A 26,881-nucleotide genomic window follows, 5' to 3' on the forward strand; every position below is an offset into this window, starting at 1 on the left:
CGCCATCATGTTCCGGAAACTATTCCTCGCGCTCCTTGTGGCCTTCGCGATGGGGCACGGCTTCGTCTCGATTGCGTACGCCGACGACAGCCCGGCTGAGGGGCAACAGATTGTCCCGTCAGATGCGCCTGCGCCTCCAGCTTCAAGCCCGGGCAAGGGAGCGAATACGGTAAGGAAGGGCGAAGTGGCCGTCGGTGCCGCGAAGGCCACGCAGGCATTCAACACGCTGTTCTCCGCGATCATCCCGACGGCGGTAAAGACCAGCCAGAATCTGAAAAGCGAGGCCGACAAGTTCGCCGCTGGTCTTGGCGTCATTACCCTGGTGCTCACATTCGTGAGGTTCAGTGCAACCAGAGACCCGACCCAGGCATGGGTCGATGCATTTGAAGAAGTCGCGATTCTTGGAATATTCGCGTCGTTGTACGTGGGATACCAGACCTTCGGTGCGGGTTTTTTCGGCTGGTTCCAGAAGCTCGCCGCGCTGATTCAGGCGGGGGCGGGGAGCGGTGTTTCAGCCACGATGGCGGCTGCCTCCAGTGCGGCGTACGACGCTTTTATGACGGCGAAAGATGCAACGAGTTGGTACGACGTGCCTGCGCTGATCGTCTCCATGGGCCCGCTGCTTGTCGCCTGGCTAGTACTGATGGTGACGAGTATCGTCTTCGCGTTCATGAACAACCTTGGGCTGATTCAGGCAGGCGTCGGCATCGTCATGGGCCAGATCGCCGTTGCGCTCGGGTTTTCTTCCTATACGCGAGGCTTCTTCAAGGCCTGGCTGGACTGGATGATCAGCTCCGGCATGTACTGCGTGATTTCGGCCATTCTGTCGCAACTCGTCGCCGGCTCGCTCAACGACGCGATGACGGCTGCCGCCGCACAGAGTTTGTCGACCTCAGAGGGCGCAACGTATGTCATGGATCTTTCGTTCTTCGTCTTTCTGCTCTCGTTCGAAATTCCAAAAATGGCCGGTATGTTTGGCGGTGGCGCGAGTGCATCGGGCGGCATGTTCAGTACCGCGGCCAAAACCGCGGCAAAGGCGGCCGCGTTCGTATGATTTCGACATCGGCGTATCAGCCAGTTCAGGTCGACGGCCTGTTGCAACAACACGAACGGCGCGTGGCGCTCATCCGCCAGGCAGCGAACGAGGCCCGCGAGGACGACTACCGCGCCCGCTGGGGCGACGTTCTCGCGCGCTGCGCGGCGTGGTTTTCAAGCCTGCCATATTCGCCACTGCTATACCGCGAGCCAGGCGGCGCGTTCCGTTGCACCGTGGAAACCGCGTTCTACGCGATGCGCCTGGCGGGTGGCCAGAAGTTCGGCACGAACCTGCCCTCCGAGAAACGCCGCCTGATCGAGCCGCAGTACAACCACGCGGTCTTCCTTGCGGCGGTGTGTTCGGGTCTCGACGAACCGTACCGGCACTTCGTGGTGGTGCGCGACAGCGACCGCGCCGAGTGGAACCCGGCTGGCCATGGCGCTCTCGCAGCATGGCTGGCGGGCTCAACCTACTCGCTGCAGCGTCGCGCGGCACCGTTGCCGGTCGAACGCATGCGCACCGCGCTGCTCGCGCAAAACCTGATCGGCCAGTCGCTGCTTGCCGGATACGAGACCGCAGTGCTCTCGGAACTGTTCGGCGCAATCAATCCGCTGCCGCACGTGCAGGGCGCTGAGTCGCTGGTGCACAAGGTCGTGCGGCAGGCCGTCACCGTCGCTGCGGACTTCGATCGCAAGGCGCAGCAATCCGTCTACGAGCCGGTGGAATATCCGGTGCCCGCTGCCATTCATGTGGCGGCCGCCGTCCAGCCGGTCGTCAAGCCAGCCCCAGCGCCGCCCGCTGGCCCGTCCACGACAGCCAAACCGGTGTCTAGCCCGTCGCCGAACCAGCCTATGGGCGCTGCACCGTCGTCTGCGGTACCGTCCAGCGCATCGCAGCCGACAGCGCCGACGTCGGCCGCTGCGACACAGACGCCAGCCCCTGCGACGCCTGTTGCGCCGCAAACGGCAGATGGGACGTCGCCCACCGCAGTGCCAGCGTCGAGCTCAGTGCCGTCGACGCCTCCCATGGTGGTGCAGGCGGGCCCGGCGACGGTCCCCGCCGCAGACGGCGCAAGTGCCACTCAGCAGCCTCCCGCAGTCGCGCCAGATCCGCAGCTTGGCCTGCCGTTCGCGGGCGAAGCTGCGCCCATCGGCGTGGATCCATCAGCCATGCGTGTACCGGCCGCGCGCGCCGAGCGCGCTACGCCACCCGCGACCTTCGATCAGGTGCTCGAGGGCCAGCCGAACATGATCCGCGAGTTCTTCAAGGCATTGCGTGAGGACGTAACCGGTGGACGGGCGAAGGTCACGTGGACCGAAAAGGGACTGGCGCTACCCAAGCGCCTTGTCGGCAGCTACGGCGTCGCGAGCGACACGCTCGTTGAGCATCTGCGTCGTCGTGGCCTGCTGGTCGCGAACGTGCAAGCGGAAATCGTGCTGGCGCCACGCGCCGGCGAACTCATCATGGAGCGGGAGCAAGCGTGAACGCGGCGACAAGCTATATCAATCACTTCCGGCCGATCTACGAGTTTCGCGCGTGGCTGCTGTGGTCCATCGCCTTGGTGTTCCTGCCGTTCTCGGGGATGCCGTACTGGTGGGCCTTCACGTTGCTGACGCTCGCCGCGGCGCTGTGGCGCGGTTGGGCCGTCTGGAAGGCGCTGCGCTTTCGTATGGCGATCTCGACGAAGTGGCTGTCGACCATGCCCGTAGCGCGCCTGCTCGGCGTGCAGAAGAAAATGCGCGAAGACCGCAATTCGATGTACCTGGGCACCGGCTTCGAATGGACGCAGAAACACTGCCAGATCGCGCACGACATCCTGCGCATGCCGACCACGGATATTCCGGGTCTGCCGAAATGGTTGAACAAAACGAAGCGGGGCCGCCAGATCGAGAGCGCCATCGAAAAGGTCTTCGCACCGAAGGACAGCATTCGCGACCGTGAGCCCCAGGGCGTCTCGTGGATCCACGGCATGGAACCCGCAAAAGCAGCGGTGCCTTTCCACTACAAGGCAATGAATGCGCATACCGCTGTGGGCGGCACAACGGGTGCCGGCAAGACCCGGACATACGAGGTGATCGCCACCCAGGTGATTCATCTGGGCGATGTGCTCATCATGATCGACCCGAAGAACGACAAGGATTGCAAGGCGCGGGTGGAGCGCGAGTGCGCGCGAACCGGCCGCAAGTTCCTGTACTGGAGTCAGGCCAAGCCGCTCGAATCGATCCGCCTGAATCCGCTGGAAAACTGGTCGCAGCCGTCGGAAATCGCCGGGCGCATCGCCCAGTTGATGGAAGAGGGTCCGTTCCGCGATTTCGCGTTCCTCTTTATCGACCGGGCCGTGAAGGGCGAACTGTATGTGGGCGACAAGCCGAACCTGCGCTCGATCCTTAAATACGCCCAGGCAGGCGTCGGCATCCTGCTCGAACGCAGTCTTGAGCGATTCTTCGTCGAGATGGGCATGACCAACTGGGAGGAACTGGTCGCCACCACCATCCAGCAGATCGGTGGCCGTCCTGGTTCGGTCGGCCCGGTCGATGCGATGGCGATGCTCTACAACGAGCGCTACGCGCGCCACGACCGGGGCCATGAGTCCATCGACGGGCTGATCGCGACGCACATGCACGATCGCGACCACTACACGCGGGTGATCGCCTCGGTGATGCCGTTGCTCCAGATGCTGGCGACGGGTGAAACGGGTCTGATGCTCGCGCCCAAGGTGGACGATTTTGAGGACGAGCGCGAGATCTGGGATATCGACCGGATCATCAAGCAGAAAGCCGTGCTCTACATGGGCTTCGATTCGCTGTCGAACGCCATCGTGCAGAAGGCCATCGCCTCGATGGTGCTGGCCGACGTCGCCGCCGTGTGTGGGGCGATCTATAACTTCTACAAGGAAACGCCCGACGTCGTGCTCATCATCGACGAGGTGGGCGAGGCGATCAACGAGCAGGTCATCCAGATCCTGAACAAGGGGCGGGGCGCTGGCTTCAAGGCGTTTGTCGCGTTCCAGACGCGCGCCGACCTTGAGGCAAAACTCGGAAATGCCGCGAAGATGCTTCAGGTTTTGGGCAATCTCAACAATCAGATCATCCTTAGACTGGAGGACACGGATACGGCGCAATGGTTCTCCGACAAGGTTGGCGAAACAGTCATCCGCAACATCCAGGTTTCGGGTGGCACGAGCCGGGGCAGCGAAGGACATCTGGGCGAATTCAACGGCAGCATCACGCGTTCGCTGCAACAGGAGACCGCGCCACTCATTCCGACCGCACTGATCCAGCGGCTGCCGAACCTGCAGTACTTCATGCGCATTTCCGGTGGCGCTGTCTATCAGGGCCGTATTCCAATCCTCCAGGGCTAAAACAATTCAACGCATGAACTCCACCGTGTTCAAGAAAATCATCCGCGAAAACCGGCTCTCGGCACGTCTCATGCCGGTATTTACGATCGCACCCGAGCTCGAACTCGCCTGCTCGCGCCTGGCCGATTTCATCGGCGAGCGCTTCATGGGCGAAAGCGAGCCGCTCATGCGCGAGATGCTCGAAGACGGCCTGTCGGCCTACAAACGTGTACGCAAGTCGGGAGAGCCACACATTGCGTTCATGCAGGGCCTGTTCCAGCGCGCCCACCTGCTCTATGCGCGCCGTTACGTGGCAAAGGACGGCCAGAATGTGCATGTCTGGTCGCCGATGTTCGAACCGGTCACCGCGTTCGAAGCCCGATTCGACGACGGCACGACCGAGATGATCGACGAGGCGTGCCCGGAGCGGATCACCCCCAAGACTGCTGCGTTCCAGCTTGCCGCTCGCGCCCTGACCGGCGAAGGCTTCCGACTCTACTTCGAGGATTACGATGTCGCTCACAGCTATCCTGATAGCGAAACTGTCGGGGCTTGATGAGGCCGATGCCGCGCGCGTGCTCTCGACGGTGCGCGCCCAGGACGATCTCGGCGTGACGCCACCGGCGGATTTCCGGCGCGGGCGCTTTCCTCGCGCGTGGGGACTCGCAGTCGTGATTGTGCGCAACCCTGTGCGTTTCTATGTGGGTATGACAGGAGTCGTTGCCTTCCCGCTCTACCTCCTGTTCCGCATTGGAGGTTGGCTGTATGGCCAGCAGTAGCCGGTTCGTACGCCACCTGAAGTGGTGGTTTCTGGTGCTGCCGGTACTTGTCTGCGTGTGCCTTCCCGTCGTGCCGATGCAGTCGCTCTTTGAAATCAGCGAGATCGAGTCCCGGTCGGTCGTGCGCGCACTGGGCGACGAGCGCGCCAGCGCTGCGGTCGATACGACAAACAGGCTGTTCCATCGATTTTTCATCGACACGGGCGCGGTGCAGGCGACCATGAGCACCGGCGAAAGCAGCGACCTCGACGACGACGGCATGAGCAGCTTCGCCCATACCTGGGTGAAGCAGTTCTGGATGCTGCTCTATCGCGCGCTCTATCGGGCCGTGGTGATGCACGCGTGGCTGGGCGGCCTCGTCGTGCTATGTTTTGCAGCCGCGATGGATGGCTCGGTGCGGCGCAAGATTCGCGCGGCGGCCGCCGGCTTCGCGAGTCCGCTTTCGTTTCACCTCGCGGTCCACGCGTTGCTGCTGACGCTCGGATGCGCCTTTGCCGTGCTGCTGCTGCCGTTACCGATCGTTGCACAATGCTGGACAGCGGTGGCGGTGCTCCTGCCACTCCTTCTGTGGATAGCCAGTTCGTCGAGCTGACACGAACTGCCCCTCCGTCCTCTCGCGTTTCAATCCAGAAAGCTCACAGATTTTGTGAGCTTTCTGCGTTTTGGGTTTCAGGCGCCTGCAAAATGCAACATGCCTGCCGAAAGCGTCTGTCTCGCGCACTCTACGCATTTGCCGGAAAGCCACCGTTTTTCCCCGTGTTTTGCCCGTCCGCACGCGACGCCACTCGCAACAATAGGTGGATGCCGCGCGCTGGTGCGCGTGCAATCTTTCAGGGTCAACGACATGAGCACCATCCACGAAGAAACGACCGCGATCGACGGCGCGGCGTCCGGCAAAATCGAACTGGCAGCCTCCGAAGCGGCGATCCCTGCGTTGGCCGCGGCAGTCCCTGCATCCGGAGCAACCGCTCCCGCTGGCGATGCACCGCTGACGACCGATGGCGCAGACGACCGCGATCTCGAAAGCGAACTGCAGCAGATGGAAAACGACGCCACCACGCTGCACCGTGAGGGCATGATCACCGAGAGCGAGGCCGAGGAAAAGCGCGAACAGGTCGCGCGCACCCGCAAGCTCTTTCGCGACCTGCCGCCGGCCGAGCGCGTGGCCATCATCCGCCGCCGCCGGGAGATCGGTCGCCAGTTGCTTGAGCGTCAGCTTTCGGGCGCCGCGATCGTCCCGGCTGCCGTGCGCCTGAATCACACGCGTCTGAAGCCGTTGTTCGAACAATGGTGGCCGTACCTGAACCGCATGAGCATCAACATGCAGCGTTTCGGCCGGGCGACCTTCGGCGAAGATGATATGGAAGCGGTGAACACGTTTTTCGACAAGCAGTTGGCGTCGCTGGAGGCGTATGTCACCGAGCAGCTCGACGTCGCCGAAGGTTTTCGCGAGCGCACCGAGCGCGGCATGATCGAACGTGGCGACACGGTGTTCAAACCGCAGGTCACCAAGCCGTCGCTCGAAATCCAGGTTGAGGCTTATTCGCGCTATTCAATGCGCATGCTGGCCGTGATTACGCGCTTCGACAAGGTCATGGACCAGTTCGACTTTCTCGTCTGGAACGGCGTGCGCGACCAGGGCGACGTGGACGAAGAGGTGTCGCGCTTCCTGCGCAAGTTCCACCCGGTCGGCGTTCGCGGCTACATGACCCACCTGCGCCTGATGACGACGGTTCACGGCAACTAAGGAACACTGGGGAACCCCGATGCTCGACGGCCTGAACCCGCAGCAGCTCGAAGTCGCACAGGCGCGGCGTCATTGTCTTGCTGTCGCGTGTCCGGGCGCGGGCAAGACGAAGACCATCGCCTCGAAGGCCGCGTCGCTGCTCAGCGAACCCGGCACACTCGTAGGCGCCGTGACGTTCAGCAAGGATGCCGCAACCGAACTGCGCGACCGTATCCTCAAACTGGCGGGGCCGCGCGCAAAGCCACGCCTGATCGCGGGCACCTTCCACTCGCTGGGTTTTCGCCAGATCCAGAAGCCGGGCCGCCGGCGCGACATCGCGTCGGACGGCGACCGCACCGGTCTGTTGATCCGCGTGCTGGCAGAAACTGGCCTGAACTGGAAGGTGGAGGAGGCGATTCCCGTCATCGAGCAGCTGAAAACCGGAATCACGCACGCGATCGACGGTTCGCCCGAAGCGATTTTGTATGCCGCCTACGAGGACGCGCTCGCACGCAACGACAAGATCGACTTCCAGGACATGCTGCGCCTGTCGATCTCTGGCATGGAATCAGGCGACATCGAACCCTACGCATTCACCCATCTGCTCGTCGACGAGTTCCAGGATACCGACCCGCTGCAGTACAAATGGGTCGAACTGCACGCGGCCGCCGGCGCTTGCGTGACAGTCGTGGGCGATGACGATCAGAGCATCTACGGCTTTCGCGCGGCGATGGGCTTTCGGGGCATGGAAGGCTTCGCAACGAAATTCGAGGCCCAGCGCGTGGTGCTCGGCAGCAACTATCGCTGCCGCTCCGAGATTCTGTCGGCGGCCGATCGACTGATCCAGCACAACCCGGATCGCATCGCCAAGGTCCTGCATGCCGAGAAGGGCCTGGGCGGCACGATCCTCGCACGTCGGTTCAACGACGAATACGACGATGCGGCGGCCGCCGTCGAAGCGCTGCAACCGCGTCTTCGGGCGAACCAGTCGTGCGCGATTCTCGCCCGGACAAACCGGGTGCTCGATGCGATCGAATCGGTATGCCGCTCGCACGGCGTGAAGTACTACCGTGCCTCTGGGCGCTCGGTGCTGGATCAGCCCGAAGGCGCGCTCATGTGCAACCTGCTGCAGATCGTCCAGCGCGTGAAGCTCAACGGTCTGGATGCGGTGCTTGGATACGCGGGCATGAGCACGCGCGACCTGACCGCGCTGCATAACGCGATGGGCGCGACGCTCGTGCAGAAACAGAAGAAAGACCTGGTCGCGCTGGGCATGACCGAAGACACGGCTACGGCCTATCGCGGCTTCATGAAGCGGCTGGCCGAATGGCAATCGCTATGCGAGCGTGAGTTCTACTCTCTTGCGCTCGAGGGCGTTCGCGAATGGATGATGAACTATGTGCGCAAGGAGGCGGCGGAACGCGCCATCCAGGGCACATACGACGTGATCATGCGCCTGAACGGGACATTCAGCGAGCGCATCGAGTTTCTGAAGCGCGCGAACAACGAGCCCGCGCCCGATGCATTGGTGCTCACCACCATGCATAGCTCGAAAGGTCTGGAATGGGATCACGTGTGGATCACGCGCTCCGAGGAAAACATCGTGCCCGACCTGAAAAGCCCCGAGTCCGAGGAGCGTCGCCTGTTCTATGTGGCGATGACGCGCGCACGCGAAACGCTCACGATCACGTCGATCCGCAAGAACCCGCCCACGCGTTTCATCCACGAATCGCAGGTGCCCGAAACATGAGATCCAGCCCGCCGAGGTTTAGCCAATGAGTTACTGGAAATACGATCCTGAGACCCGCTCTTATTCAGGCGACAGCGGCCCCCAGCTTGCGATCGGCGTGTTTGTTCTCGCCGCGATCACGATAGGCGTGTATTTCGGCGTGAACTGCGCGCTCGCGTTTGCGGCCGTTATTGCTGCCGTTGCCGCAATCGCGTGGCTGCTGCCGCGCGTAAAGCGGGCGGGGCGAGGCAACGCGAGGAAGGGTAAATGACGGGCGCGAATGAAGCGGCGATGCCGGAATGGTTCGCGACGTGGTTCAGCGCGAAGTTCAATATGCCTGTGCCAGACACGCTCTCGGCCTATCTGGCGAGCCACCCGAACGGTCTATGGTCGCAGGCGGGATCGCTTTGGAAGCCCGAAGAGATCATCGACGCGACGGAGGAGCGGGATCTGCACGAGAACGGCGTCTGCATGATCGGGACGACCGCGTTCGAGGGCATCTTTCTGCTGCGCGCCCGCGATGGCCGGGTATTTGCGGTCGATAAGTTCGACCACCGCGAAGTCGACGCGTGGTTCAGCGACCTTGAATCGTGCATTTCCATGCTGGATTTCGAAGAAGCACCGCCCAGCGCCGGTTAATGGGACGAAAATGATCCAGACTTTCCAACACGCCACCGCAAGCGCGGCCGCTGATGCCCGGTTTCCGGTCTACACGGACTCACTTGTGTCGTTCGCCCGTAGCTACGATCGCGCGCGCCTCGCGACCGGTGCAACCGAGTGGTTGTTCGATTTTCGTCGTGGCACCGACGACGATCTTTCGAAGAGCGTGATAGGCGAATATGCAGAGGAACGCCTGCAACTGTTGAGGGCACAGCTTCAGCCGATGGGCGAGGCGCTGGCGGAGATGGTGAGCGCCCAAAGCCGGCCGCATTTCGAAATTGCGCGCGATGCTTCGGGTGCGTTGATCTTCCCCCCTTGCGTGCACGCCATGATGGAGTGCATTGAGATGCCGACCTTCTTCTATGACGATGAAGCGGATGCGCTCGCCAAGGGGCAGGCGTATCGCGACACCCACTACCTGATTCTTTGGGCCGACGACTGCCACCTTCTCCCGAAGACGTACCCTAAGGCCTTTTTCGAAGTGTGGTGGTCACTCTGGTGGCGTGACGCTGTCGCGCTCGACGAACGGCCTGACTACGGCTGGAACGTCTGCCACAACGAACTGTAGCCGGCGCGGCACGCCGCCGCCTCTACCAACCCATAAAGGCACAACATGAAAGTTGGAAAACTCACGCTCAGCGCCCGCAAGGTGCTCGGCTGCCTCACGCTCGTCGGCGTGGTGGCCAGCTCGCTGGTAGTTTTCAATCGCAGCCCTTACGAGGCGTTTGAGGGTGCCTTGATGACGGCGTTCACTGATAGCGCGAAGTAACGCGTGCCAGAGTATGCATGAATCGAAACGGACCGCCATAGCGGCCCGTCTCTCGATTGCACCAATCAGATGACTTTTGCCTGGACGGTTAGCGTCCGGCCGCTTTTCCCGACCGGCATGCTGACCGGCTTGCCACTGACCAGCGAGACGCTGCGCGCGAGCGTTTCTTCTGCAATCCACGGCGACTGCTTTGAGGTGCCGTGGTCCTCCACGGCATCCATACCAACGAGCGCCGAATCAGTGAGCTTGAGTCCAAGGAGGATCGAGCCGTCACTGCCGATCCTGGGTGTCACGCTCATGAACAGACCCGTGTCCACCTTACGCGTCTCGTTATCGCCAGACAGGTAGGGATGTTCGCTTGTGGACGATGACGGATGCTCTCGACCGTCCGCGTTGAGTACGTCAGCAAAGTCATAGAGAACTTTGCCCTTCTCGGAAATCGTCAGCGTGTATGCGATCTGCTTTACGTCGGGCAACGCGGCGACACCTGCCGTAGCCTGAATCTGCGCGGCATCGTAGGCGCCGCCATCGATAGTGCCGCCAACATCCGCCGCACTGGCCAGGAGGGGCGGCGCCATCAACAGGACCGCTGCAATCTTCTTCATCATCTTGAGTATTGGCTGTGTGGTTAGTCAGGGAGTCGTGCGACTCACCGTTGCCGCCGTCGACGGCAACGATGACGCATTCGTTGTTTGGGGTGCCCGCTTAGCCGTGAGCCCAAACACAGGTCTTGCCGAGCACGATCGTGGTTTTGTCGCTCGACTCGTTGTTCGAAAGCTCTGACGTGGCGATCTCGTGAGCGTAGTTCTGCACGTATTGTCGGCAGAACGCGTGATGGCCAGCGTGCTTGCCATGCAGCACGGTTTCTTTCGAAAGCTCGAGCCTGACCTCCTGCGTTCCGTAGTGGACCGTTTCAAATCCGAGTAGCTCGGTCTTGGTGTCTTCGGCCAGCAGTGCCTCCTGCGCGGCGCGGTCCGCCTGTGCCTGCGCTTCCAGCTGCTCACTGCGGGCAGTAGAGGCAACGCTGGTTCGAAGTTCGTTGGCCGTAGGAAGGACTGGCTGCGACAGTTGCGCGCCCGGCGCGCCATCGGACGTGGCCTGTGCGTGAGCGAAAGCCGATGCGCAAAGCAGGGCGGCCATAAACAGCGGTTTCATCTTCATGTGGAAGTCTCGTGGTTGAGGTCAAGAGGGCCGTTCAACGGCGGCCTGCAATAGGGGATTGGGTCACGCTGCTGCTCGCGATCGCTTCGGCGAACAGGCTGGCCAGCGCAACGCCTTGAGCGCATAACGTTCGATTCCGAGGCCCAAGGGGAGGGTGCCGACAAAGGCGGTCAGCAAGGCCAGGCCGTACATCCCGGCGAGTGCGTAGTGGCGGGCCATCAGTTTGGGAATGATGGAGTCGAGACCCATCAGACTCGCGCCGATGCACGCGACGATTACAGCGACCATCGCGATCAGCTTGATCGCCGCGCGCACGAGCCATTCAATGAGCGTCATGAACCGCTCCCGGCTGCGCGCGTGATCTGTTGAACGTTCGACGCCTCCGGCACGGGTGATGGATCGTTTTCTATCGTCAGTTCCCGCGCGACACGCTTGAGCTGGCCTTCGAGGGACGCGGACGGGCCCAGCCGGATCGTGCCGCAATAGAAGATGTTGCCTTTTACGCGGCCGTTGATCTCCAGCGAGCCGCGCGCGTGAACGTCGCCTTCGACCACGCCGTCGATGCGCACGTGCTCGCCTTCGACCTGGCCTTTGACGAGGCCGCCCGGGCCGACATGCAGCAGTCCTTCGTTCGAGATGAGATTGCCGCCCACGATGCCGAACAGGCTCACGCCGTGGTCGAGAATGAGGTTGCCCTCGATCGCCGAGCCGGGCGCGAGAAGGGTCACGTTGAGTGTGGCTTTCATGGTTACCTCAGAAAAGTTGGACGTCGCCGCCGTGCGGGGCGCTGCCAGGCGTCTGCGCAGGTGCGGTCTTTGCATCAGCGTTCGCGGCAGGTTGCTGTGCAACCGGCGTGCGGTGGCGAATGGCATGCCGCGCTGGGGCCGCCGGTTGCGGGCGCGCTGCCGGTGCCACCTGCTCCGTGGCCGCCGGTTCCGGTGATTTCGCAGCGGAGGGCGGCGCTTGCAACGGTGCCGCAGGCGGCGCGATATGCATCGGCGCGACCGATGGCGCACTGGGTTGTGCGAGGCGCTCAAGAACGTGCTGACGGACTGGAGAGGTAATCGCCCGCTGCTCGTCAGTCGCCGCGACTGCGCGAGCGCTGGTCTGTGGCGCAGTTGGGGACGCTGACGTTGGCTGACGCAGCAGCGCGGAGGGATCGACCGACGCCAATGCGCCCGCGCCGCGAGCCGACGTACCGAGGTCCTGTGAGGTCAGTGGCCGGGCCCCATCACCGGGCGAGATGGCCTGGCCACCACCGGCCTCGCGGGGCGGTTCAACCGCGCCCTGGCTTGAGGCTACAGGCGGGCCGGCGGCGTGATCGCCGTGGATGCTGGTCCATAGCCGGGCAGCCCCCGTGCCGATTGCTGCCGACATGACCGCGCCGCCGACGACCATCAGCGCACCACGTCCCAGCGTGCCGCGTGCCCTCCATACGCGACGCAAGGGCGATGCGCTGAACGAGCTGACTTTCGGATCGTGCGCCAGCAACAGGGGCGCCGGGCGCGCACGCATCTGCGCTTCCAGGTCGATGACAACGGGCTCGCGCGCGTATCGGGCGTGCAACGCCTGAATCTCGCGAAGATCAATTTCCATACGGGGTCCTCCTCGTGGGTCTACAGACGAGCGTATCCAGCCAGCGCAGAAGTCAAGCTGGCGGACGGCGGCAGGGTGGGAGACGATCAGCTTTCGCGGCGCGTGCCGTCGAAGTCGTACTGGTCGTTGTCGGGCATGCACACCTGGACGATGTGCTTGAGCTTCTTTTCCGCGTTGAGCAGCATTGCCACGCAGCGCTCGGGGGAGAGCTTGCCCTCGTTTCGTGCTTCCTGCGTGCGCTTGTACAGTCGCTCGTAGAGCAACAGACAGCGCAGCAGCTGACCGGCGAGCGGCCGCTTGACCTCAAGCATGATGGTTTCAGAAGGCCAGGGGAGTGCGCGTGCGCCATGCTTTTCAACCCACGGGACACACTTCGCCAGCCAGCCAGACGTTTCGCGAACCGTCACATCCAGCGCGCGCAACTTGCCGCCGCGCGCGACCGAAATCTTTGACGCACAGAAGTTGTAGTCGGAGCGCACGAAATCCCGTACGAACTGAGAGCTGTAGCGCAGCTCCGTCAGTTGCTCGGAATCAGGAATGATCTTCGCGTAACGGCTGTCGCTCGTCAGGCGCTCGATCGGCTTGAGTCCGGTGCCGGAAGGCACGGGCGCAAGCGCCGGCGGAGTCGTCGTGGGGGTCCCGTCTGGCACCGCCTGTCCGCTTGATTCGTCGGGCAGCGGCGCCGTTTCAAGTACAGCGGCCATGGTCTTTTCGTTGGTGTTCTCTCTCACCGGCCATTGTGTTCCCGATTCATCAGACCAGATCGTGCAAAAGATGCGCGAAATAGCCCACCATTTCAGACACTACGACGGCATTTTTCCCTGATACTGACTTCATTGCTCGCGTCCCTGACGCATCGACCTCGACTCCGTAGCCCGGAGTCCATCTTCTGTCTCAAGTCGTGCCCTTGCGGCATGCTCCGACCGCCTGGCCCCGGTGTGGAATCTTTCTTGTGATGATCTGGCTCGCCCCCAAGATCCCCTTCCGTCAGTGGTAATACTCGTCGCCGGCCGCATTCATTTGCGCCGCGACATCGTTCGAGCCCGGGTTTCGGGTGTTCTCTCTCCAGGCCCCTCCTGGGTAGAACGATCGAAGTGCACTGAACCGTGATCCTGCGGCGAAAACTCCACGTTTTCGGAAAAGGGCTGTCTGCGCGACGTGATCATGTCGCGCCGGGAACGACTTTCCGTTCCCTGTTATGAGCCTCTGGCTCCCTGTGCGCCACGTCCCCGAAAGGGACGTGGCGTATGGGTCATCTACCTCCGAATCCACAACGCGCGCCTCTTGCCAGGGGAGCGCGTTTTTTTTCGTCCTGCGTTTTTTATCTTCTGCCCGGAGGCGCCCGTGCTTCTTCCCAACAGCCTTGACCAGCGTATCGCCGACACGATCAGCCACGCGATCGACGACGAGCGCAAGACCGCCGATACCACGTCCCCCGCCTGGCGTGAGCGTTGTGAATCGACACAGATCGCGATGCTTGCTGACAGCGAGCGTCGCGTTTTTCTTTCACATATCGCCACACGCCGCGGAGAAGCGGCGGCATCAAACCTGGAGCAGTCGGCCAGAACGATGCGCACTACGGCGATCTTCATTCTTGCGAGAAAACCATCATGAATGCAGTGATCAGCATGCACGGCAACGCCGTGCGCAGCATCGTCGAGGAGCGCGCGCCGCGCACGCCGGTGATTGGCCGCATCCGTCCTGGCATCAAGGTCCTGACCTCAGGCGCCCGCAAGAACGAGCGCGCCGTGAAGCTCTACGACGAACTGCTCGCCAGCGGCGAGTCGTTCGAGAAAATCGGCGAGGAAATCGAGCGTCGTTGCGGATTGAAGAATGCGCTTGCGCCGCGCAACGTGCCATATTTCACGTGCCGCCGATCGGACTTCACCAATCCCGACATTGCCGACGAAATTCTTCGCCGTTATGGCGAGGATCGTGGTGAGGGCGTGAAGCTGTATCGCTTCCCGGTCACCTTCGCCTTCAATGACTGGATGGCGAATATCCCGAACGAGATGGCGACGTGGGGCACTAACGGTCGCAAGTTCTTCTCGGAGTACGGTCCGGACGGCACGCGCTTCTGCAAGCTGTACGCGAAGCCCGAACGCGATCCGCGTGCGCAACGCGCCCAGCGCAACTTCGGGCCGCGCAAGAGCGTCCTGCGCGAGGACACGTCGATTCCCGATGGCGTGTGCAATCCCGAACAGTGCCCGCAGTACCAGTCCCGTCAGTGCAACCTGTCGGCGCGTTTCATCTTTGCGATCCCCGAAATCAAGGGGCTGGGACTGATCGAGCTGCCGACCAACTCGATCTACGTGCTGCAGAAGGCGTACTCGGCGATGCAGACCGTCGCGCTCGCGCGCGGCAAGCTCACCGGCACGCACTTCTGGATGTCGAAGCGCGAATTCGACATCACACGTATCAATGAGGCGGGCGAGGCCGTGCGCCAGAAGCAGATGCTCACTGTCCTCGATGCGGATATCGATATCAGTGCGCTGCTCGATGGTGCTGACGATCACCCGCCGGCGCTTGCAGCCGACGAGGCTGCGATGCTGCTGGAGGGCGGTGGCGGCGATGATGCAGCAGGCGCGACCGGTTCGGTTCACGTCCTGCACCCGCAGAACTCTGCCGGTGCCGGCGACGCCTTGTTGCACGCGCATCCTTCTCCACTTCAGTCCCGCGATGACGAACCGCAGACCGGACCTGATCGTGAAGAGTCGTTCGAGGAGAAGCTCGACCGCATGTCGGACCTGCTTCAACGCCTCGGCCTGAGCGCCGAAAGCCGGCAGCGCGATTTCCGCATCTTCGCCCAGGCGAAGTACGGGCGCGGCTGGACCCATCGTGTTGGCGATATCGACGGCATGAATGGTCTGCTCGCTGCGGCTCTCGACGACCGTGCTCCTCTGGACCACGCCATCGAAGCCGCGGTGCGTGACGCCGTGTACCAATAACCATTTTGCCGACCCCTTATGGGGTCGGCGTCTTTCTTTCCCGATATCGAGAGCCTTTCAGCAAGCCGCCTTGCTAAAACGCTTTCGACCGCGCTGCTGCGCATCGAAATCTGTCCGCCCTATGGCGGCCCATCCATCTTGATCAGGGAGTCGTCCGATGCACAGGATCGGCAACTACACCGCGTTTTTTGGCGCGGGCGACGTGTTCAGCAACTGGCATCGCTGCCAGTTCACCTATCGGGGCTTCTCATTCAGCTCGGTAGAGCAGTTCATGATGTTTTCGAAAGCGAAGCTCTTCGGCGACGAGCGCTCGGCTGCTGCCGTTATGGCAACGGCTGATCCGGCCCAGCAGAAGGCGATCGGACGCAAGGTCGAGGGTTTCGACCAGACCGTCTGGGAGGCCAGACGCGAGGGGATCGTATTTGTCGGCTGCCGCGAGAAGTTCGCGCAGAACCGCGCGATGCGGTCGGTACTCATGGCGTCGAACCCGACCGTGCTTGTTGAGGCAAGTCCGTGGGATCGCATCTGGGGTGTGGGCCTCAAGGCCGATGACCCAGGCATTGCTGATCCTTCTAAATGGCGTGGCCTGAATCTGCTTGGCACCACGCTCATGCGGGTACGGGACGTACTGGACCCGCGCCATTCCTTCTAGAACCGCTTTGCGCGGATCCACTCATTGAGGCTGCCTTCGGGCGGCCATTTTTGTTTATGGAGGTGCATCTTGGAGATCGCCCATTTTTCTGACCTGCATTACTCGCCGGAACGTCTCGACGAGGCCGATCGTTGCTTTGGCTTCGCCGTCAGCGACGCGATCACGCGCGGCGCGCGCATCGCTGTGGTGTCGGGAGATTCGACCGACCACCGGCTGGACGCGCACTCGCCGGCGCTAGTCGCGCTTGCGCGGCAGATCCACCGTCTCGCAGCGGCGATGCCGGTGATCATGCTGCAGGGCACGTTCTCGCACGAGCCGCCCGGCACCCTCGATATCTTCGCGCTGATGGGATCGACCCACAGCGTGTTCGTTGCCAATCGCATCCAGCAGGTTGCGTTTGCTAGCGGCGGTTTTCTCGCTTCGGCCGGCGCGGTATTCAGCGAAAAGGAACTTGCCCTCGTCATCGCGATGCAACCCGATGCGGTGTTCACCTGTTTGCCGACCGTCAACAAGGGGCAGTTCGCAGCGAGCGTTGGCGCGCTCGCCGCGGCAACCGACCTCGGCGACGTACTCGCGACGTATCTGGCAGCGTCGGGAAGGGTGAATGCGCGACTACGCGATGCGGGTATCCGTACCGTGGGCATTTCGCACGGAACGGTGAACGGTTGCGAAACAGAGCACGGCGTCACGATGGCGGGATTCGATCACGAATTCTCGCTCTCGGCACTTTTTGATGCGCAGTGTTCCGCGTTTCTCCTTGGTCACATCCACAAGCATCAGTCCTGGGAGCGGGCAGGGCAACGTATCGCCTACGCGGGTTCGATCGGCCGGTTTCATTACGGCGAGCAGGGCGACAAAGGTTACCTGCTATGGGAGGTGGATACCCACTCGGCTTCGGCTGAACTGGTGCCCACGCCGTCGCGCCGGATGCTGTGCATCGACTTCGACGGGCCGCCCGATATGGCGCGTCTCGCGAAGTTTGCTGCGGACTCGGGCGACGCGTTCGTGCGCGTGCGCTGGCAGGTTGACGAGGAGCACCGGCAGTCCGTCGACCGGGCCGCGATCGAGGCGATGTTTGCCCACGCTCCCGGCGTGAAGATCGAGCCGCGCATCCTGCCGGTCGTGCGCAGCCGCGCCGAGGGTATCAGCCTGGAAAGATCGGTTGATGCAAAGCTCGCGCGCTGGTGCGAACTGACCGATGTGCAGGCCTCGCCGCTACTTGAACGCCTGCAGTTGCTGGAGTCGGGCGATGCCAACGCGATCGCACAATCCATCCTTGCCGGACTGGAGGGTGCGCTCGCGGAGGCGACGCCCGCAACGCCGCTGACGCTCGTCGACAACAGCGCTTCTGTCGTTGTCGATGAGCCAGCTCTCGTGTCCGCGTCTGCCGGGCAGTCGCTGGACTGGCTCGAAGGCGATCTCTTTGCGGCTTGACGTGTGACATAGCCGCCATCACGCGAGCGGGGCCTGTACGGCCCGCTCGCGCGTGGACATCGCCATGTCCCGGGAGGGCATCCGGTCACGCACCGGGTGTCCTGCCGGAACAAGGTTCACCCCGCGCCCCTGGCGCATCGATCGCAGCACTGCTGCATCCATTTTCTTGTTGACCCTGACGGGGAGCGATCTCCCGATGGGGGCGCACTCCGTCCTTTCGTGCTGGAGTGTGCCCATGTTTGGTCTTTATCCCGCTGGCCCCGACTGGGTCCAGCATTTCAATGCAAAAACGCCCGCGCGCGAGATCCAGCAGCTTCTCGTGTCTCATGCCGGATTCACCGCGGCGCTTTTCCATCAACCCTACGGTCCCGCGCGCGGCGCGGTGCTCGCCATCCGTCACGGCTTCGTCGTGATGGTTCATGAAGAAGACGCCTCCGAGCTTGAGCTCGTTGTGGCGCCCGACGTCGAGATGACGAATCTGCTCTGGTCGCACAGCAACGGCTATGCGAGCCAATGGTCGCCGCGCGAACTCAACGCATTGAGTGGGTGCGACAACTGGGAACAGCTGCTCAAGGTCGCCGGCACGCGGTTTCGTGCCGCCTGCACGGCGCTCGAACGGGCGATCGACGGCTCGCTGGTGCCTGCCGATCCGCCCGCCGGGACTGCTTCGACCGCATCGACGGTTTCGGCTGTGCACGCCGTGGTGACTCGCGATCCGGTCATCTCGTCGTCGTATCCCGACGACGATGATGTGCCGTGGCTGCCGTCCGACTACCTGCAGGACGTACCGCAGGAGGGTTTATGCGACCGTTAATCCTCACACTCGAAGGCTTTCACGGCGTTCGCGACGGGATGAAGCGCGAAAGCGTGACGCTCGATCTCGAATCGTTGCCGATGGGGTTGATCGCGCTGCGCGGGCCGAACGGCGCAGGAAAGTCCACGGTCATGGACAACCTGCATCCGTACCGGATCATGCCCTCACACGCGGCGAAGCTCTCGGTCGACGCGTTCTCCTACTGGGATCACCTCTGCGCGCCTCAGGCACAGAAGATTCTCGAATGGGAGCACGCCAACGTGCGCTACCGCTCGACGTTCGCATTCCGCCGGCCCGGCAAAACCGGCAAGGCGGAGTACTTCCTCGCATGGCGTGACAAGGCGGGGCTGTGGCAGCCGTTCTCGGCTCCCGACGGCACGAAGTCGGACGGCAAGGCGGAAACCTACGACCGCTGCGTTGAATCGGTCTGTGGTTCGCTGGAAACGTTCTTCACGAGCGTTTTCTCCGCGCAGAACCGGCGGCCGCTCGCGTCATACAACACCGGCGAAATCAAGTCGCTGTTGGCGGATCTGCTGCATATCGACCATCTGCGCGCGCAGGCAGCGAAAGCGGCTGACGTCGCAAAGGTGCTGGGCGTCAGTCTCGATGGCATCCAGCGCGAGCTGGCCGCCTTGAGCCAGAAGCGCGAATCACTGGCGCTGACGGAGCGCGCGATCGCCGCGGACATCGAGTCGATTGCGGTTGCCCGGCGTGAACGCGAAACCCTTCATGGTGACGCGCAGACGCTCGCACAGCAGCGTGCAACGCTCGCGGCGAAGCAGGCCGAATCGGCTACAACCGAGGCGCGTCTGCGGGAGCTTGAAAAGCAGCGCACCGACGTCGATGCATCGCTCACCCGGATGACGTCACAGGCCGACCAGCTTGTGCGCCAGCTTGGCGAGCGGCGCGCGGGCCTTGCGAAGACCATCGCTTCTCACGAAGCGACGCTCTCGCAGCGCGCCCGTATCGAAGGCGCGCAGGCGCAATGCGATCAGGCGCAACTCGTGATCAGTCGCGAGGAGGCGCGTGTGAAGTCGCTTCAGGTCGAAATAGCAGAGCTCGAACCGAAGCAGACGACGCTCACGCAGGCAAAGGCGCTTCTGGAAGGCGTGCAATCCCAGGGCCAGTCGCAGGCTGCGTTGCTCGCTACCCTGCAGCAACAGGCAGCGGTGATCGATCAGGTTCCGTGCGCTGGCCACGACATGCATGCGACGTGTCCGTTGCTGGCGCAGGCGCGCGAGGCGGCCGCGAAAGCGGGCGAACAGCGCATCTCGATCGCCAATCTTCGCACGAGCTATCGCGAGCGCAAGGCACTGGTAGAGCAGCTGACACCGGTTGTCGAGGGGCTCGCCGATAGGCGCAACGCATTGCGTGCTGCGAACGATGCACTGGCGAAGGCGCGCAGCGATCTGCAGGCGGCCACGACCCTGGCCGCGCGCAAGCCACTTCTTGAGGCCGCTGCAAACGGCCTTGCTGAAGCGCAGCAGGAACTGGCGAACGCCAATGCCCAGCTTGCGCAGGTCGGCGAGCATCGCGCTGCGGAAACTGTGCGTTTGCAGGCTGCGCTGCGTGATATCGGTGTCGAAGTCGCAAGGCTCTCGGCGCACGATGTCACGGCCGCCATCGCTGATCTGGATCGAAAGCTCGTCGCAAACCGGGAGGCCAACGCGGCTCTCGATGCGCGTATCGAAGCGCTGATCCGTCAGCAGGCTACGCGCGAAACTCAGCGTGATGCCCTGCAGATGGAACTCAGCGGCGCCGACGCAACCCGCTCGCGGGCTGAACGGCTGTCCGACGAGATTGCGCACTGGAAGCTGCTCGCGAAAGGCCTCGGCAACGATGGTCTTATTGCGCTGACGATCGACGATGCGGGCCCCGCCCTCACGCAGACGGTCAATGACCTGCTGCTTGCGTGCTACGGCCCGCGCTTTACCGTCGAAATCCGCACGCAACGCGCGCTGGCCAGCGGCGATCTGCGCGAAGGCTTCGAGATCCTTGTCCATGACGCCGACAACGACAGCACCAAGTCCGTATCGGTGATGTCGGGTGGGCAGAAGGTCTGGATCAACGAGTGCCTCACGCGTGGCATCGCCCTCTATCTAGCGCGCAATGCGGGAGAGCCGTACGAATCGCTCTTTAGCGATGAGTCGGACGGACCGCTTGATCCTGCACGCAAGGTGCAGTTCATGAGGATGAAACGCGAGGTTCTCCGACAGGGGGGCTATTCGCGTGAATTCTTCATCTCGCAGACACCGGACCTCGTCCTTGAGGCGGACGCCGTCATTGATGTCGAGGCTCTGGCTGCGTGAATTTTCTTTTAACCCTTGTGGGGAGCGATTCCCCGCAAGGGGCGCTCCTCGTCTTCCATTCCGAGGAGCAACCATGTTTAGCAAGCAATCCAGTGCAGTTTTGTCCAACACCCTGTCCGTGCGCGCAGCCACTCCGCGTGGCGGCCGCGAACACGTCTATGAGCTCAACGGCTCGCGTCTGCGCGATGTCTACGTGGACGGCCAGTGGGTCACGGTTTCCGTGACCGATCCGGCCGCACCGCGCGTCGCTGCCTGAACCTGTCCTGCCGCCCCTTCAGGGGCGGCGTATCCCTTTCACTGTTTTCTCCACCACCTCATGATGAACTTTTTCATGCTGCTCGTCGCCGCAGCGGGCACGCCCTCGCTCGGCGCCTGTTCACACATCGCCGTGCAGCCCCAGGCTGAACACCAGTTGATCGTCGTCCACGCCCGCAAAGGCGAGCAGGGCGATTTCCGCATCTGCGATGACGGACGCGTGCTGGTCTATCCGGCAAGCCATCCAAAGTCGTGTACTTAAGACGCGTTTTACGCCAACTGAATCGAAGGCCCCGTCTCCGCAAGGAGCGGGGCCTTCGCCTTTTCATTCCCCTGAGCGCAACACCATGAAGCGACAGATCTTTCTTGCCACGCTCGCGGCGTCACTCGTTGCGGCCGGTTGCCTGCTGGCATTACCTGCACGCGCTACTGCGGCCGCGCTCACGGTCACGTCACAACTGTTCTGATTCGAGGCCTTACCATGACCTATTCGAGTAACGACTTTTCTGAGGATGTTGTCCGCTGTCTTGTCGAAACGCACGGCGTCGAGGACGCCGCGATTCTTGACGCCGATCTTGGCGTGCAGGCCGATGCCGCGATCGCGGCCATTACCTCCGCTGGCGGCGCGAGGAGCGCGGCGCGGTTGATTGCCGCTGTGATTGAGAGCTGGCGGTCGCTTGATGAACTGGCAAGGAGCCTCGGCGCGCACACGCTCGCCGATGTGCTCTATCTTGCCAACGCCATCGCGACGGGCTCCACGCTGATCCTTCCACCTGAGTGTGACAACTTCGTCGCCTTCGTCGAAAGTCTGCCCGGTGGAAGTGAATGGTCGAAGTGGCTTCGGGTAAGTTCAGTGTAGGATGCGCGCCATGATGTACGAAACCACGGCTCTTTCACGGGCGCATGGGAGAAATCCCATTCGCGCATCCGATCCGGCGCGATGGCGTCCCGATTTCGCGCGCATACGCGGTGTGGTCTCTCTCGCCATCGCCGACCAGATAGAGGAGGCAATCCGCTCTGGCCGCCTTTGCACAGGAGACCGGTTGCCAACGCAACGCGCGATTGCCGACGATCTGGGATTTCACCTCAACACGATCAACGCTGCGTTTCGGGAAGCGGCACGCCGCGGCCTCATCGAGAGCCGCACGCGCCGTGGCTCGGTCGTCTCCGCGACGCCGTAGGGGCGACTCGGGTCGTCTTCGCAATGCTTTGACAGTTTTTCCATGCTCATTGACCAGCCCGCGACGCCGAAAGGACATCGCGGGTTTTTTTATGTCAAGACGCGAAAGACGCACTCAAGCCGCTATCTTTTGCCGAAACGCGGGCACATTCCGGGACGACAATGGAACGATGAATACTGACCTCGCAAATGCGCGCATTCGCGCCATCGCAGCCTGCATCATCGGGATCGTGTCTCTCGGGTTTGGAATCTTCCTGTTATGGAAAATGACGCTCTTTGTTCGCGGCGACGCGGGCTCCTGGCTCATCGACGCAATCAATCGTTCGCGCCTGATCATGCACATGGAGCGCTCCCTGGATGAGGAAGGTGCAACCTTCGTGGGCGTATTCTTCTATTACGTCTACGGCACGCTCGGCTATCTGCTTACCTTGTGCCTGGTACTGTTTGCCGGACCGGCCGCGGCTCGCATCGTCGAACGCGGGTGGGCGCAGTTCAGGCGCGAATGTGAAGACGAGGCGCGCCAGATGACAATCGAAGCGGCGTGCGAGCGCCGCCGGAAGAGGCGGATCAAGGCGATGCAATCGAAGGCGAACAAGGACGGCTCCGGCGATTTTCTATGGGCGAGCGCGGCCGTCGCGTTCATCGTATGGCTGCTTTAGCTTATGGCGCATCTTACGGAGCGTGAGGGCTGGCTGCTTGTGATCGCACCATTGTCATCGGCGATTGTTTGGGGTGGCGGCGTAACAGCCGGGAACCTTGGATGGCTCTCAGGCTGGGCGACCAATGCCCCGGTCGGCGCGACATTCACGATGACGTTCTGTACGTCCGTTCTGTATCTGCTTTCGCTGCCGGCGCTGCTTCGGCTCGTGACGCACTGGCGCTCGAATGGCAAAAAGGTTGGCTTCCGGCTTGTTCTGTCGGGGCTGGCCGTTGGTGGTGTGTGGGGGGGCGTCCTGAAGGGGATCGGCCCCGCGTACTTGATCGCGGGGCCGATCTGCGGTTTGGTGATTGGACTGTTTCTGGCCGCAGCACTATGCGTCAGGAAACGGCACATGGGGCCGCCGCTTAAGGCTGGCGAGCCAACGAACTGCGATTAGGCGAGCGCCGCCCGAACGACGTCTGAAACCGGGCTGCCCGCGTCATGAACGGTGTCCACCCTGACTCGCCCGGCAATCAGATTGTCGGAATCGATCTCGACCCGTTCGACATGACGTCCACGCCGCGCGCGCTCCGGCGAAACCTTGTAGCGGTTTCCCCGTTGCACGTAGTCGTGGATATCCGGCACCAGCTCGTATTCGAATTCCCCCGTCTGGTCGCTGGCCACCAGCCGCAGGGCGTTCAGCGGAAGGCCTCGGAGTTCGCTTTCGAGCAGGCGGTTCAACACCTGGTCGCGCGCCGCGGCCGACTTCACCGGACTCGCAAACTCAGGCTCAGCCTGCCGCAGCTCGACGATCGCAAGCCACGGTTCCTGCTGCGTGAATGCGATACGGTAGTGCATGACGCTGGGGCGGCCTGACTCGCCCGGGTGAACGATCGGTTGAAGGGGACTACGATAAGGCATGGGATGCTCCTTTGTGTGGACGTGCCGCCGAAAGCCGGCGGTCAATCCAGGGTACGGAGCACAGCGCAAAGTCAAGTCTGCACGGGCGCGTTGGCTATCGTCGCCCGGAGCCGTATAACTGTTCGCGAGCTGGACAGACCCAGCAATCGCGACACATCGGCATTCGTGCGGCCCGCAAGCAATTGCCGGCGCGCGAAGGTGTTGCGCAGGACACGCGGACTGCGATCACCGCCTTTGAAGCCGATTTCGTCGAGCGCTTCGTGCACCGCCCGCCATAGCGTCTCCTCGCAGAAGGACCCGGTGGCCGCGTGCAGCGCAAAGAGTAGCTCTGTGCTATCCCCAGTCGTGCTGTCCATCCAGGCCTGAAGCGGCGCGAGCGCGAATTGCGCCACCGTCACGATCCGTTCGGCACGCGCGCCGTGCGCTCTGACGGTTGTGTGTGGACGCGCGCCGACAAGACAAACGTCACCGCGTCGCACGCGACGTATCTCTGCCGAGGTAATGCCTGTTGCGAGCAGCAGCGCAACGACGGCCGCGTTGCGCGTCGCGCGGGCATCCCCGGCGAATCCGCAACTCACGAGATCCTGCAGGCGAGCATCGGCCACGCTGTCGAGAAAGAGCGGTGTCGGCTCGTCGACCGGCCACGCGGATTGTTGCGCTCGCAGCGACGCCGGGTTGTCCTCTCGCACACCTGTCTCTACAAGATGTCGACAGACCCGGTCGAGCAACTTTGCATAGCGAAGCGGCGTGCTGGTTCCGGGCGCGCAGTGGGTCTCGAGCTCGGCGAGGAACGATTCCAGATGCTCAGGGCCAAAGGTAACAATCGACACCTCCGAGCGCGCCAGATGGCGAACGAAGCGTTCGAACATCGCCACGTGCTGGACAATCGAACGAACAGAAAAAGGCCGCCGCGTCGCACCGGTCGCGTCAGTCTCCTGCCAAAGGCGGAATGTTTGCAAGGGCGCGTTGCGCCAGTCGTGTTCGGGAATCATCGGCGGCAAATATACTGAATATGAATTATCGACCACGGCAGGCGAATCTGCGATTCGCGCGAACAGGCGCGAGCGGCCACGCATTTCCCGCTATTCATTTTGCCCTGAATTCAGCGACCCAAAAAGTCGAAAGATGCATGTAAAAAAAGTGCAATGTCAGGACGCCGAACGTTTGCGATGCGTCTGCATCGACTCGGTTTCGATCTTCGGCACATCAACGAACTACTTGGACACGAAACGCTGACGGCCAAAAAGAGATTGATCGACGCCGATCCGGTTCGGCTAGGAGCGAGTGTCGCGGGGGTAATTTGAGGGGATGCAGGTAATGTGCGACTGCAGCAAATTTGCTTTGCTCACGGCGACCGTTCAGCTGCCGTCCCATTAGACGCTAAGCCTTGTCGATTCTAGCGCCTCCAAGGCAGGGTTGGACTTGCTGTGTTGCAGCAAAGCGCCCGTAGCGTCCTCGCCTGGCGAGGGGAAACGAGTGACAGATCAACATGTACGATTATGTGTACATGTTTATCCGGGCGTGGTAGAGTTGTACCTGTAACAGTACAGGTTAGCCATGAAGGAGGACATATGCGTACCATCCCATTCACCGACGCTCGCGCCAATTTGAAGCGCGTCATCGACCAGGTTGTTGATGATGTGGACGTAACGCTCATTACCCGCCGCGACGCCCCGAATGCAGTTGTCATGTCCCAGGAACATTACGATAGCTTGATGGAGACGGTCCACCTGCTGCGCTCCCCGGCAAACGTAGCTCACCTGGAACGCTCTATCGCGCAGGCACGAGCGGGCAAGGTAAAGCCCCGCAAGTTGGTTGATGACAGCGAATGAGCGGCGCTTTGAACATCATGTGGACTGCCGAGGCATGGGACGATTACGTCTACTGGCAGGGGCAGGACAAAAAGACGTTGAAGCGCATCAATCAACTCATCAAGGATATGCAGCGCTCCCCATTCGAAGGCATCGGCAAACCCGAGGCGCTGAAGGAAAACCTGACCGGTTTTTGGTCGCGCCGCATTGATGAAACGAATCGCTTGGTCTACGAAGTCGCGAGTACGCAAATCAATATCGTTTCGTGCCGCTACCACTACTGATAGACAGGAAAATCACTGGCGTTCACGCGCCCCGCACTCGGCCGGCAGCCAAGTATTTTTATAGAATGACAAAGACATACAAAGAGTTACTTGCAGAGAAGCGTGAGCTAGACGCACGGATCGCATCCGCAATGCACGTTGAACGCGGCAAAGCTATCGCGACGATCCGTGATTTGATGGCGCAGTTCGACATCGGTGCCGAAGAGCTTGTAAGCAAAATGGACTCTCGGCGTGGTCCTCAACCGGCGAAGTATCGCGATCCCGAAAGCGGTGCGACATGGAGTGGTCGAGGTCGTGAGCCAAAGTGGCTCGCGGGTAAAGATCGCGAGACGTTCGCGATTTGATCGGAAAATTTTTCGCCACGCACGGCACCGGGAAACAGCTAGGTAAGGTCTGCAAAAGTCCTGGCGTTGAACTCTGTTTGTCCTATCCTGGAAGAACGCGAATTAAAGGAGTTCCTCGATGACACAGTTCGGTCTTGGCCTGGATCTTTCAACGAAACGCACGCGCAAGCGGGAATTTCTCGATGAGATGAGGCGCGTTGTGCCATGGTCGAGGTTGATTGCGTTGATCGAACCGCACTATCCGAAGGGTAAGACTGGAAGGCCGCCGTTTCCAGTTGGGACGATGCTGCAAATCCACTTCATGCAACAGTGGTTCGGGCTTTCGGACCCGGCGATGGAGGAGGCGCTTTATGACGTGCCGCTGTACCGTGAGTTCGCGGGGCTGGACGAAGGTATGACGCGTTTGCCGGACGAAAGCACGATTCTGCGGTTCCGCCACCTTCTCGAAACGCACGGACTGGCCGCGCAGATGCTCGCCCTGGTCAATGAGATC

General features: G+C 62.1%; 36 protein-coding genes. 28 read left to right on the top strand and 8 right to left on the bottom strand.

Annotated elements, in window-relative coordinates; genetic code table 11:
- Positions 1-7 precede the first annotated feature (7 nt).
- The 12 genes from F4827_RS31170 (at position 8) to F4827_RS31225 (ending at position 10,039) form a co-directional block, all read left to right on the top strand.
- Positions 8-1,054 carry a type IV secretion system protein gene (locus tag F4827_RS31170; protein WP_183734024.1) on the top strand — a complete coding sequence of 349 codons (1,047 nt, stop codon included), beginning with the start codon at positions 8-10 and terminating at the stop codon, positions 1,052-1,054.
- Positions 1,051-2,520 carry a TraI domain-containing protein gene (locus tag F4827_RS31175; RefSeq protein ID WP_184123932.1) on the top strand — a complete coding sequence of 490 codons (1,470 nt, stop codon included), beginning with the start codon at positions 1,051-1,053 and terminating at the stop codon, positions 2,518-2,520. The genes F4827_RS31170 and F4827_RS31175 overlap by 4 nt, the downstream gene beginning before the upstream one ends.
- Entirely contained in the window at positions 2,517-4,397 is a 1,881-nt protein-coding gene (traD, locus tag F4827_RS31180; RefSeq protein WP_184123935.1) for a conjugative transfer system coupling protein TraD, read from the top strand. The genes F4827_RS31175 and traD overlap by 4 nt, the downstream gene beginning before the upstream one ends.
- Positions 4,398-4,410: 13 nt before the next feature.
- Positions 4,411-4,932 (top strand): hypothetical protein, encoded by a 522-nt coding sequence (locus F4827_RS31185; RefSeq protein ID WP_183734063.1) that lies wholly within the window; start codon positions 4,411-4,413, stop codon positions 4,930-4,932.
- Entirely contained in the window at positions 4,889-5,155 is a 267-nt protein-coding gene (locus F4827_RS31190; protein ID WP_183734059.1) for a hypothetical protein, read from the top strand. Before F4827_RS31185 ends, F4827_RS31190 begins: the two co-directional genes overlap by 44 nt.
- Entirely contained in the window at positions 5,142-5,747 is a 606-nt protein-coding gene (locus F4827_RS31195) for a DUF4400 domain-containing protein (RefSeq protein WP_183734056.1), read from the top strand. The genes F4827_RS31190 and F4827_RS31195 overlap by 14 nt, the downstream gene beginning before the upstream one ends.
- Positions 5,748-5,999: 252 nt before the next feature.
- Positions 6,000-6,902: an ATPase gene (locus F4827_RS31200; RefSeq protein ID WP_184123938.1), complete on the top strand. Its 903-nt coding sequence runs from the start codon at positions 6,000-6,002 to the stop codon at positions 6,900-6,902.
- Between the two features lie 19 nt (positions 6,903-6,921).
- The gene (locus F4827_RS31205) at positions 6,922-8,631 is read left to right on the top strand and encodes an ATP-dependent helicase (protein ID WP_184123941.1); all 1,710 of its coding nucleotides are present in this window, start codon (positions 6,922-6,924) and stop codon (positions 8,629-8,631) included.
- A 25-nt stretch (positions 8,632-8,656) separates the two neighbouring features.
- Positions 8,657-8,881, top strand: coding sequence for a hypothetical protein (locus F4827_RS31210; protein ID WP_184123944.1), 225 nt, complete (start codon positions 8,657-8,659; stop codon positions 8,879-8,881).
- Between the two features lie 20 nt (positions 8,882-8,901).
- Positions 8,902-9,249 (top strand): hypothetical protein, encoded by a 348-nt coding sequence (locus F4827_RS31215; protein WP_184123947.1) that lies wholly within the window; start codon positions 8,902-8,904, stop codon positions 9,247-9,249.
- A 10-nt stretch (positions 9,250-9,259) separates the two neighbouring features.
- Positions 9,260-9,838: a hypothetical protein gene (locus F4827_RS31220; RefSeq protein ID WP_184123949.1), complete on the top strand. Its 579-nt coding sequence runs from the start codon at positions 9,260-9,262 to the stop codon at positions 9,836-9,838.
- Positions 9,839-9,883: 45 nt separating this feature from the next.
- Positions 9,884-10,039: a hypothetical protein gene (locus F4827_RS31225; protein WP_184123952.1), complete on the top strand. Its 156-nt coding sequence runs from the start codon at positions 9,884-9,886 to the stop codon at positions 10,037-10,039.
- Positions 10,040-10,104: 65 nt separating this feature from the next.
- Here the strand turns inward: F4827_RS31225 and F4827_RS31230 are convergent, their stop codons facing one another.
- The 6 genes from F4827_RS31230 to F4827_RS31255 form a co-directional block, all read right to left on the bottom strand.
- A complete protein-coding gene (locus tag F4827_RS31230) occupies positions 10,105-10,647 on the bottom strand; it encodes a hypothetical protein (RefSeq protein ID WP_184123955.1) in 543 nt (180 codons plus the stop codon).
- 97 nt (positions 10,648-10,744) lie between these two features.
- On the bottom strand, positions 10,745-11,179 hold the full coding sequence (locus tag F4827_RS31235) for a hypothetical protein (protein ID WP_184123958.1): 435 nt from the start codon (positions 11,177-11,179) through the stop codon (positions 10,745-10,747).
- A gap of 84 nt (positions 11,180-11,263) precedes the next feature.
- On the bottom strand, positions 11,264-11,536 hold the full coding sequence (locus tag F4827_RS31240) for a hypothetical protein (protein WP_183734030.1): 273 nt from the start codon (positions 11,534-11,536) through the stop codon (positions 11,264-11,266).
- Positions 11,533-11,946, bottom strand: a complete 414-nt coding sequence (locus F4827_RS31245; protein WP_183734027.1) for a polymer-forming cytoskeletal protein — start codon at positions 11,944-11,946, stop codon at positions 11,533-11,535. The genes F4827_RS31240 and F4827_RS31245 overlap by 4 nt, the downstream gene beginning before the upstream one ends.
- Positions 11,947-11,953: 7 nt before the next feature.
- The gene (locus F4827_RS31250; protein WP_184123961.1) at positions 11,954-12,796 is read right to left on the bottom strand and encodes a hypothetical protein; all 843 of its coding nucleotides are present in this window, start codon (positions 12,794-12,796) and stop codon (positions 11,954-11,956) included.
- 86 nt (positions 12,797-12,882) lie between these two features.
- Positions 12,883-13,500: a DUF1845 domain-containing protein gene (locus tag F4827_RS31255; RefSeq protein WP_184123964.1), complete on the bottom strand. Its 618-nt coding sequence runs from the start codon at positions 13,498-13,500 to the stop codon at positions 12,883-12,885.
- A 640-nt stretch (positions 13,501-14,140) separates the two neighbouring features.
- Between F4827_RS31255 and F4827_RS31260 the strand changes: the two genes are divergently transcribed.
- The 12 genes from F4827_RS31260 (at position 14,141) to F4827_RS31315 (ending at position 23,485) form a co-directional block, all read left to right on the top strand.
- The gene (locus F4827_RS31260; protein WP_184123967.1) at positions 14,141-14,410 is read left to right on the top strand and encodes a hypothetical protein; all 270 of its coding nucleotides are present in this window, start codon (positions 14,141-14,143) and stop codon (positions 14,408-14,410) included.
- Positions 14,407-15,744 (top strand): hypothetical protein, encoded by a 1,338-nt coding sequence (locus F4827_RS31265; RefSeq protein WP_184123970.1) that lies wholly within the window; start codon positions 14,407-14,409, stop codon positions 15,742-15,744. Before F4827_RS31260 ends, F4827_RS31265 begins: the two co-directional genes overlap by 4 nt.
- A 157-nt stretch (positions 15,745-15,901) precedes the next feature.
- On the top strand, positions 15,902-16,396 hold the full coding sequence (locus F4827_RS31270; protein WP_183733795.1) for an NADAR family protein: 495 nt from the start codon (positions 15,902-15,904) through the stop codon (positions 16,394-16,396).
- A 69-nt stretch (positions 16,397-16,465) separates the two neighbouring features.
- The gene (locus tag F4827_RS31275; RefSeq protein ID WP_183733792.1) at positions 16,466-17,830 is read left to right on the top strand and encodes a metallophosphatase family protein; all 1,365 of its coding nucleotides are present in this window, start codon (positions 16,466-16,468) and stop codon (positions 17,828-17,830) included.
- A 235-nt stretch (positions 17,831-18,065) separates the two neighbouring features.
- Entirely contained in the window at positions 18,066-18,644 is a 579-nt protein-coding gene (locus F4827_RS31280; RefSeq protein ID WP_183733789.1) for a hypothetical protein, read from the top strand.
- Positions 18,632-20,953, top strand: a complete 2,322-nt coding sequence (locus tag F4827_RS31285) for an SMC family ATPase (RefSeq protein ID WP_183733786.1) — start codon at positions 18,632-18,634, stop codon at positions 20,951-20,953. Before F4827_RS31280 ends, F4827_RS31285 begins: the two co-directional genes overlap by 13 nt.
- 73 nt (positions 20,954-21,026) lie before the next feature.
- Complete coding sequence (locus F4827_RS31290) at positions 21,027-21,209, top strand: hypothetical protein (RefSeq protein WP_183733782.1); 183 nt, start codon at positions 21,027-21,029, stop codon at positions 21,207-21,209.
- Between the two features lie 75 nt (positions 21,210-21,284).
- The gene (locus tag F4827_RS31295; protein ID WP_184123975.1) at positions 21,285-21,470 is read left to right on the top strand and encodes a hypothetical protein; all 186 of its coding nucleotides are present in this window, start codon (positions 21,285-21,287) and stop codon (positions 21,468-21,470) included.
- A gap of 219 nt (positions 21,471-21,689) precedes the next feature.
- Positions 21,690-22,067, top strand: a complete 378-nt coding sequence (locus F4827_RS31300; RefSeq protein WP_184123978.1) for a hypothetical protein — start codon at positions 21,690-21,692, stop codon at positions 22,065-22,067.
- A gap of 10 nt (positions 22,068-22,077) precedes the next feature.
- Positions 22,078-22,389: a GntR family transcriptional regulator gene (locus tag F4827_RS31305; RefSeq protein WP_260184716.1), complete on the top strand. Its 312-nt coding sequence runs from the start codon at positions 22,078-22,080 to the stop codon at positions 22,387-22,389.
- 169 nt (positions 22,390-22,558) lie between these two features.
- Positions 22,559-23,047, top strand: a complete 489-nt coding sequence (locus tag F4827_RS31310) for a hypothetical protein (RefSeq protein ID WP_184123981.1) — start codon at positions 22,559-22,561, stop codon at positions 23,045-23,047.
- Positions 23,048-23,050: 3 nt separating this feature from the next.
- A complete protein-coding gene (locus F4827_RS31315) occupies positions 23,051-23,485 on the top strand; it encodes a hypothetical protein (protein WP_184123984.1) in 435 nt (144 codons plus the stop codon).
- On the opposite strand, the gene F4827_RS31320 is transcribed toward F4827_RS31315, so the two are convergent.
- Positions 23,482-23,886, bottom strand: coding sequence for a hypothetical protein (locus tag F4827_RS31320; RefSeq protein WP_184123988.1), 405 nt, complete (start codon positions 23,884-23,886; stop codon positions 23,482-23,484). The genes F4827_RS31315 and F4827_RS31320 overlap by 4 nt on opposite strands.
- A 134-nt stretch (positions 23,887-24,020) precedes the next feature.
- Positions 24,021-25,025, bottom strand: a complete 1,005-nt coding sequence (locus F4827_RS31325; protein WP_311735610.1) for a site-specific integrase — start codon at positions 25,023-25,025, stop codon at positions 24,021-24,023.
- A gap of 495 nt (positions 25,026-25,520) precedes the next feature.
- Here F4827_RS31325 and F4827_RS31330 point away from each other — a divergent pair, with 495 nt between their 5' ends.
- The 4 genes from F4827_RS31330 to F4827_RS31345 form a co-directional block, all read left to right on the top strand.
- Positions 25,521-25,781, top strand: coding sequence for a type II toxin-antitoxin system Phd/YefM family antitoxin (locus F4827_RS31330; protein WP_046577948.1), 261 nt, complete (start codon positions 25,521-25,523; stop codon positions 25,779-25,781).
- A complete protein-coding gene (locus F4827_RS31335) occupies positions 25,778-26,044 on the top strand; it encodes a Txe/YoeB family addiction module toxin (RefSeq protein WP_183734001.1) in 267 nt (88 codons plus the stop codon). Before F4827_RS31330 ends, F4827_RS31335 begins: the two co-directional genes overlap by 4 nt.
- A 65-nt stretch (positions 26,045-26,109) precedes the next feature.
- Complete coding sequence (locus F4827_RS31340; protein WP_183734004.1) at positions 26,110-26,388, top strand: H-NS family nucleoid-associated regulatory protein; 279 nt, start codon at positions 26,110-26,112, stop codon at positions 26,386-26,388.
- Between the two features lie 118 nt (positions 26,389-26,506).
- A partial coding sequence (locus tag F4827_RS31345; protein ID WP_183734007.1) for a transposase occupies positions 26,507-26,881 on the top strand: 375 nt, incomplete at its 3' end.

It is taken from the genome of Paraburkholderia bannensis (assembly GCF_014200455.1).
GTDB lineage: Bacteria > Pseudomonadota > Gammaproteobacteria > Burkholderiales > Burkholderiaceae > Paraburkholderia > Paraburkholderia bannensis_A.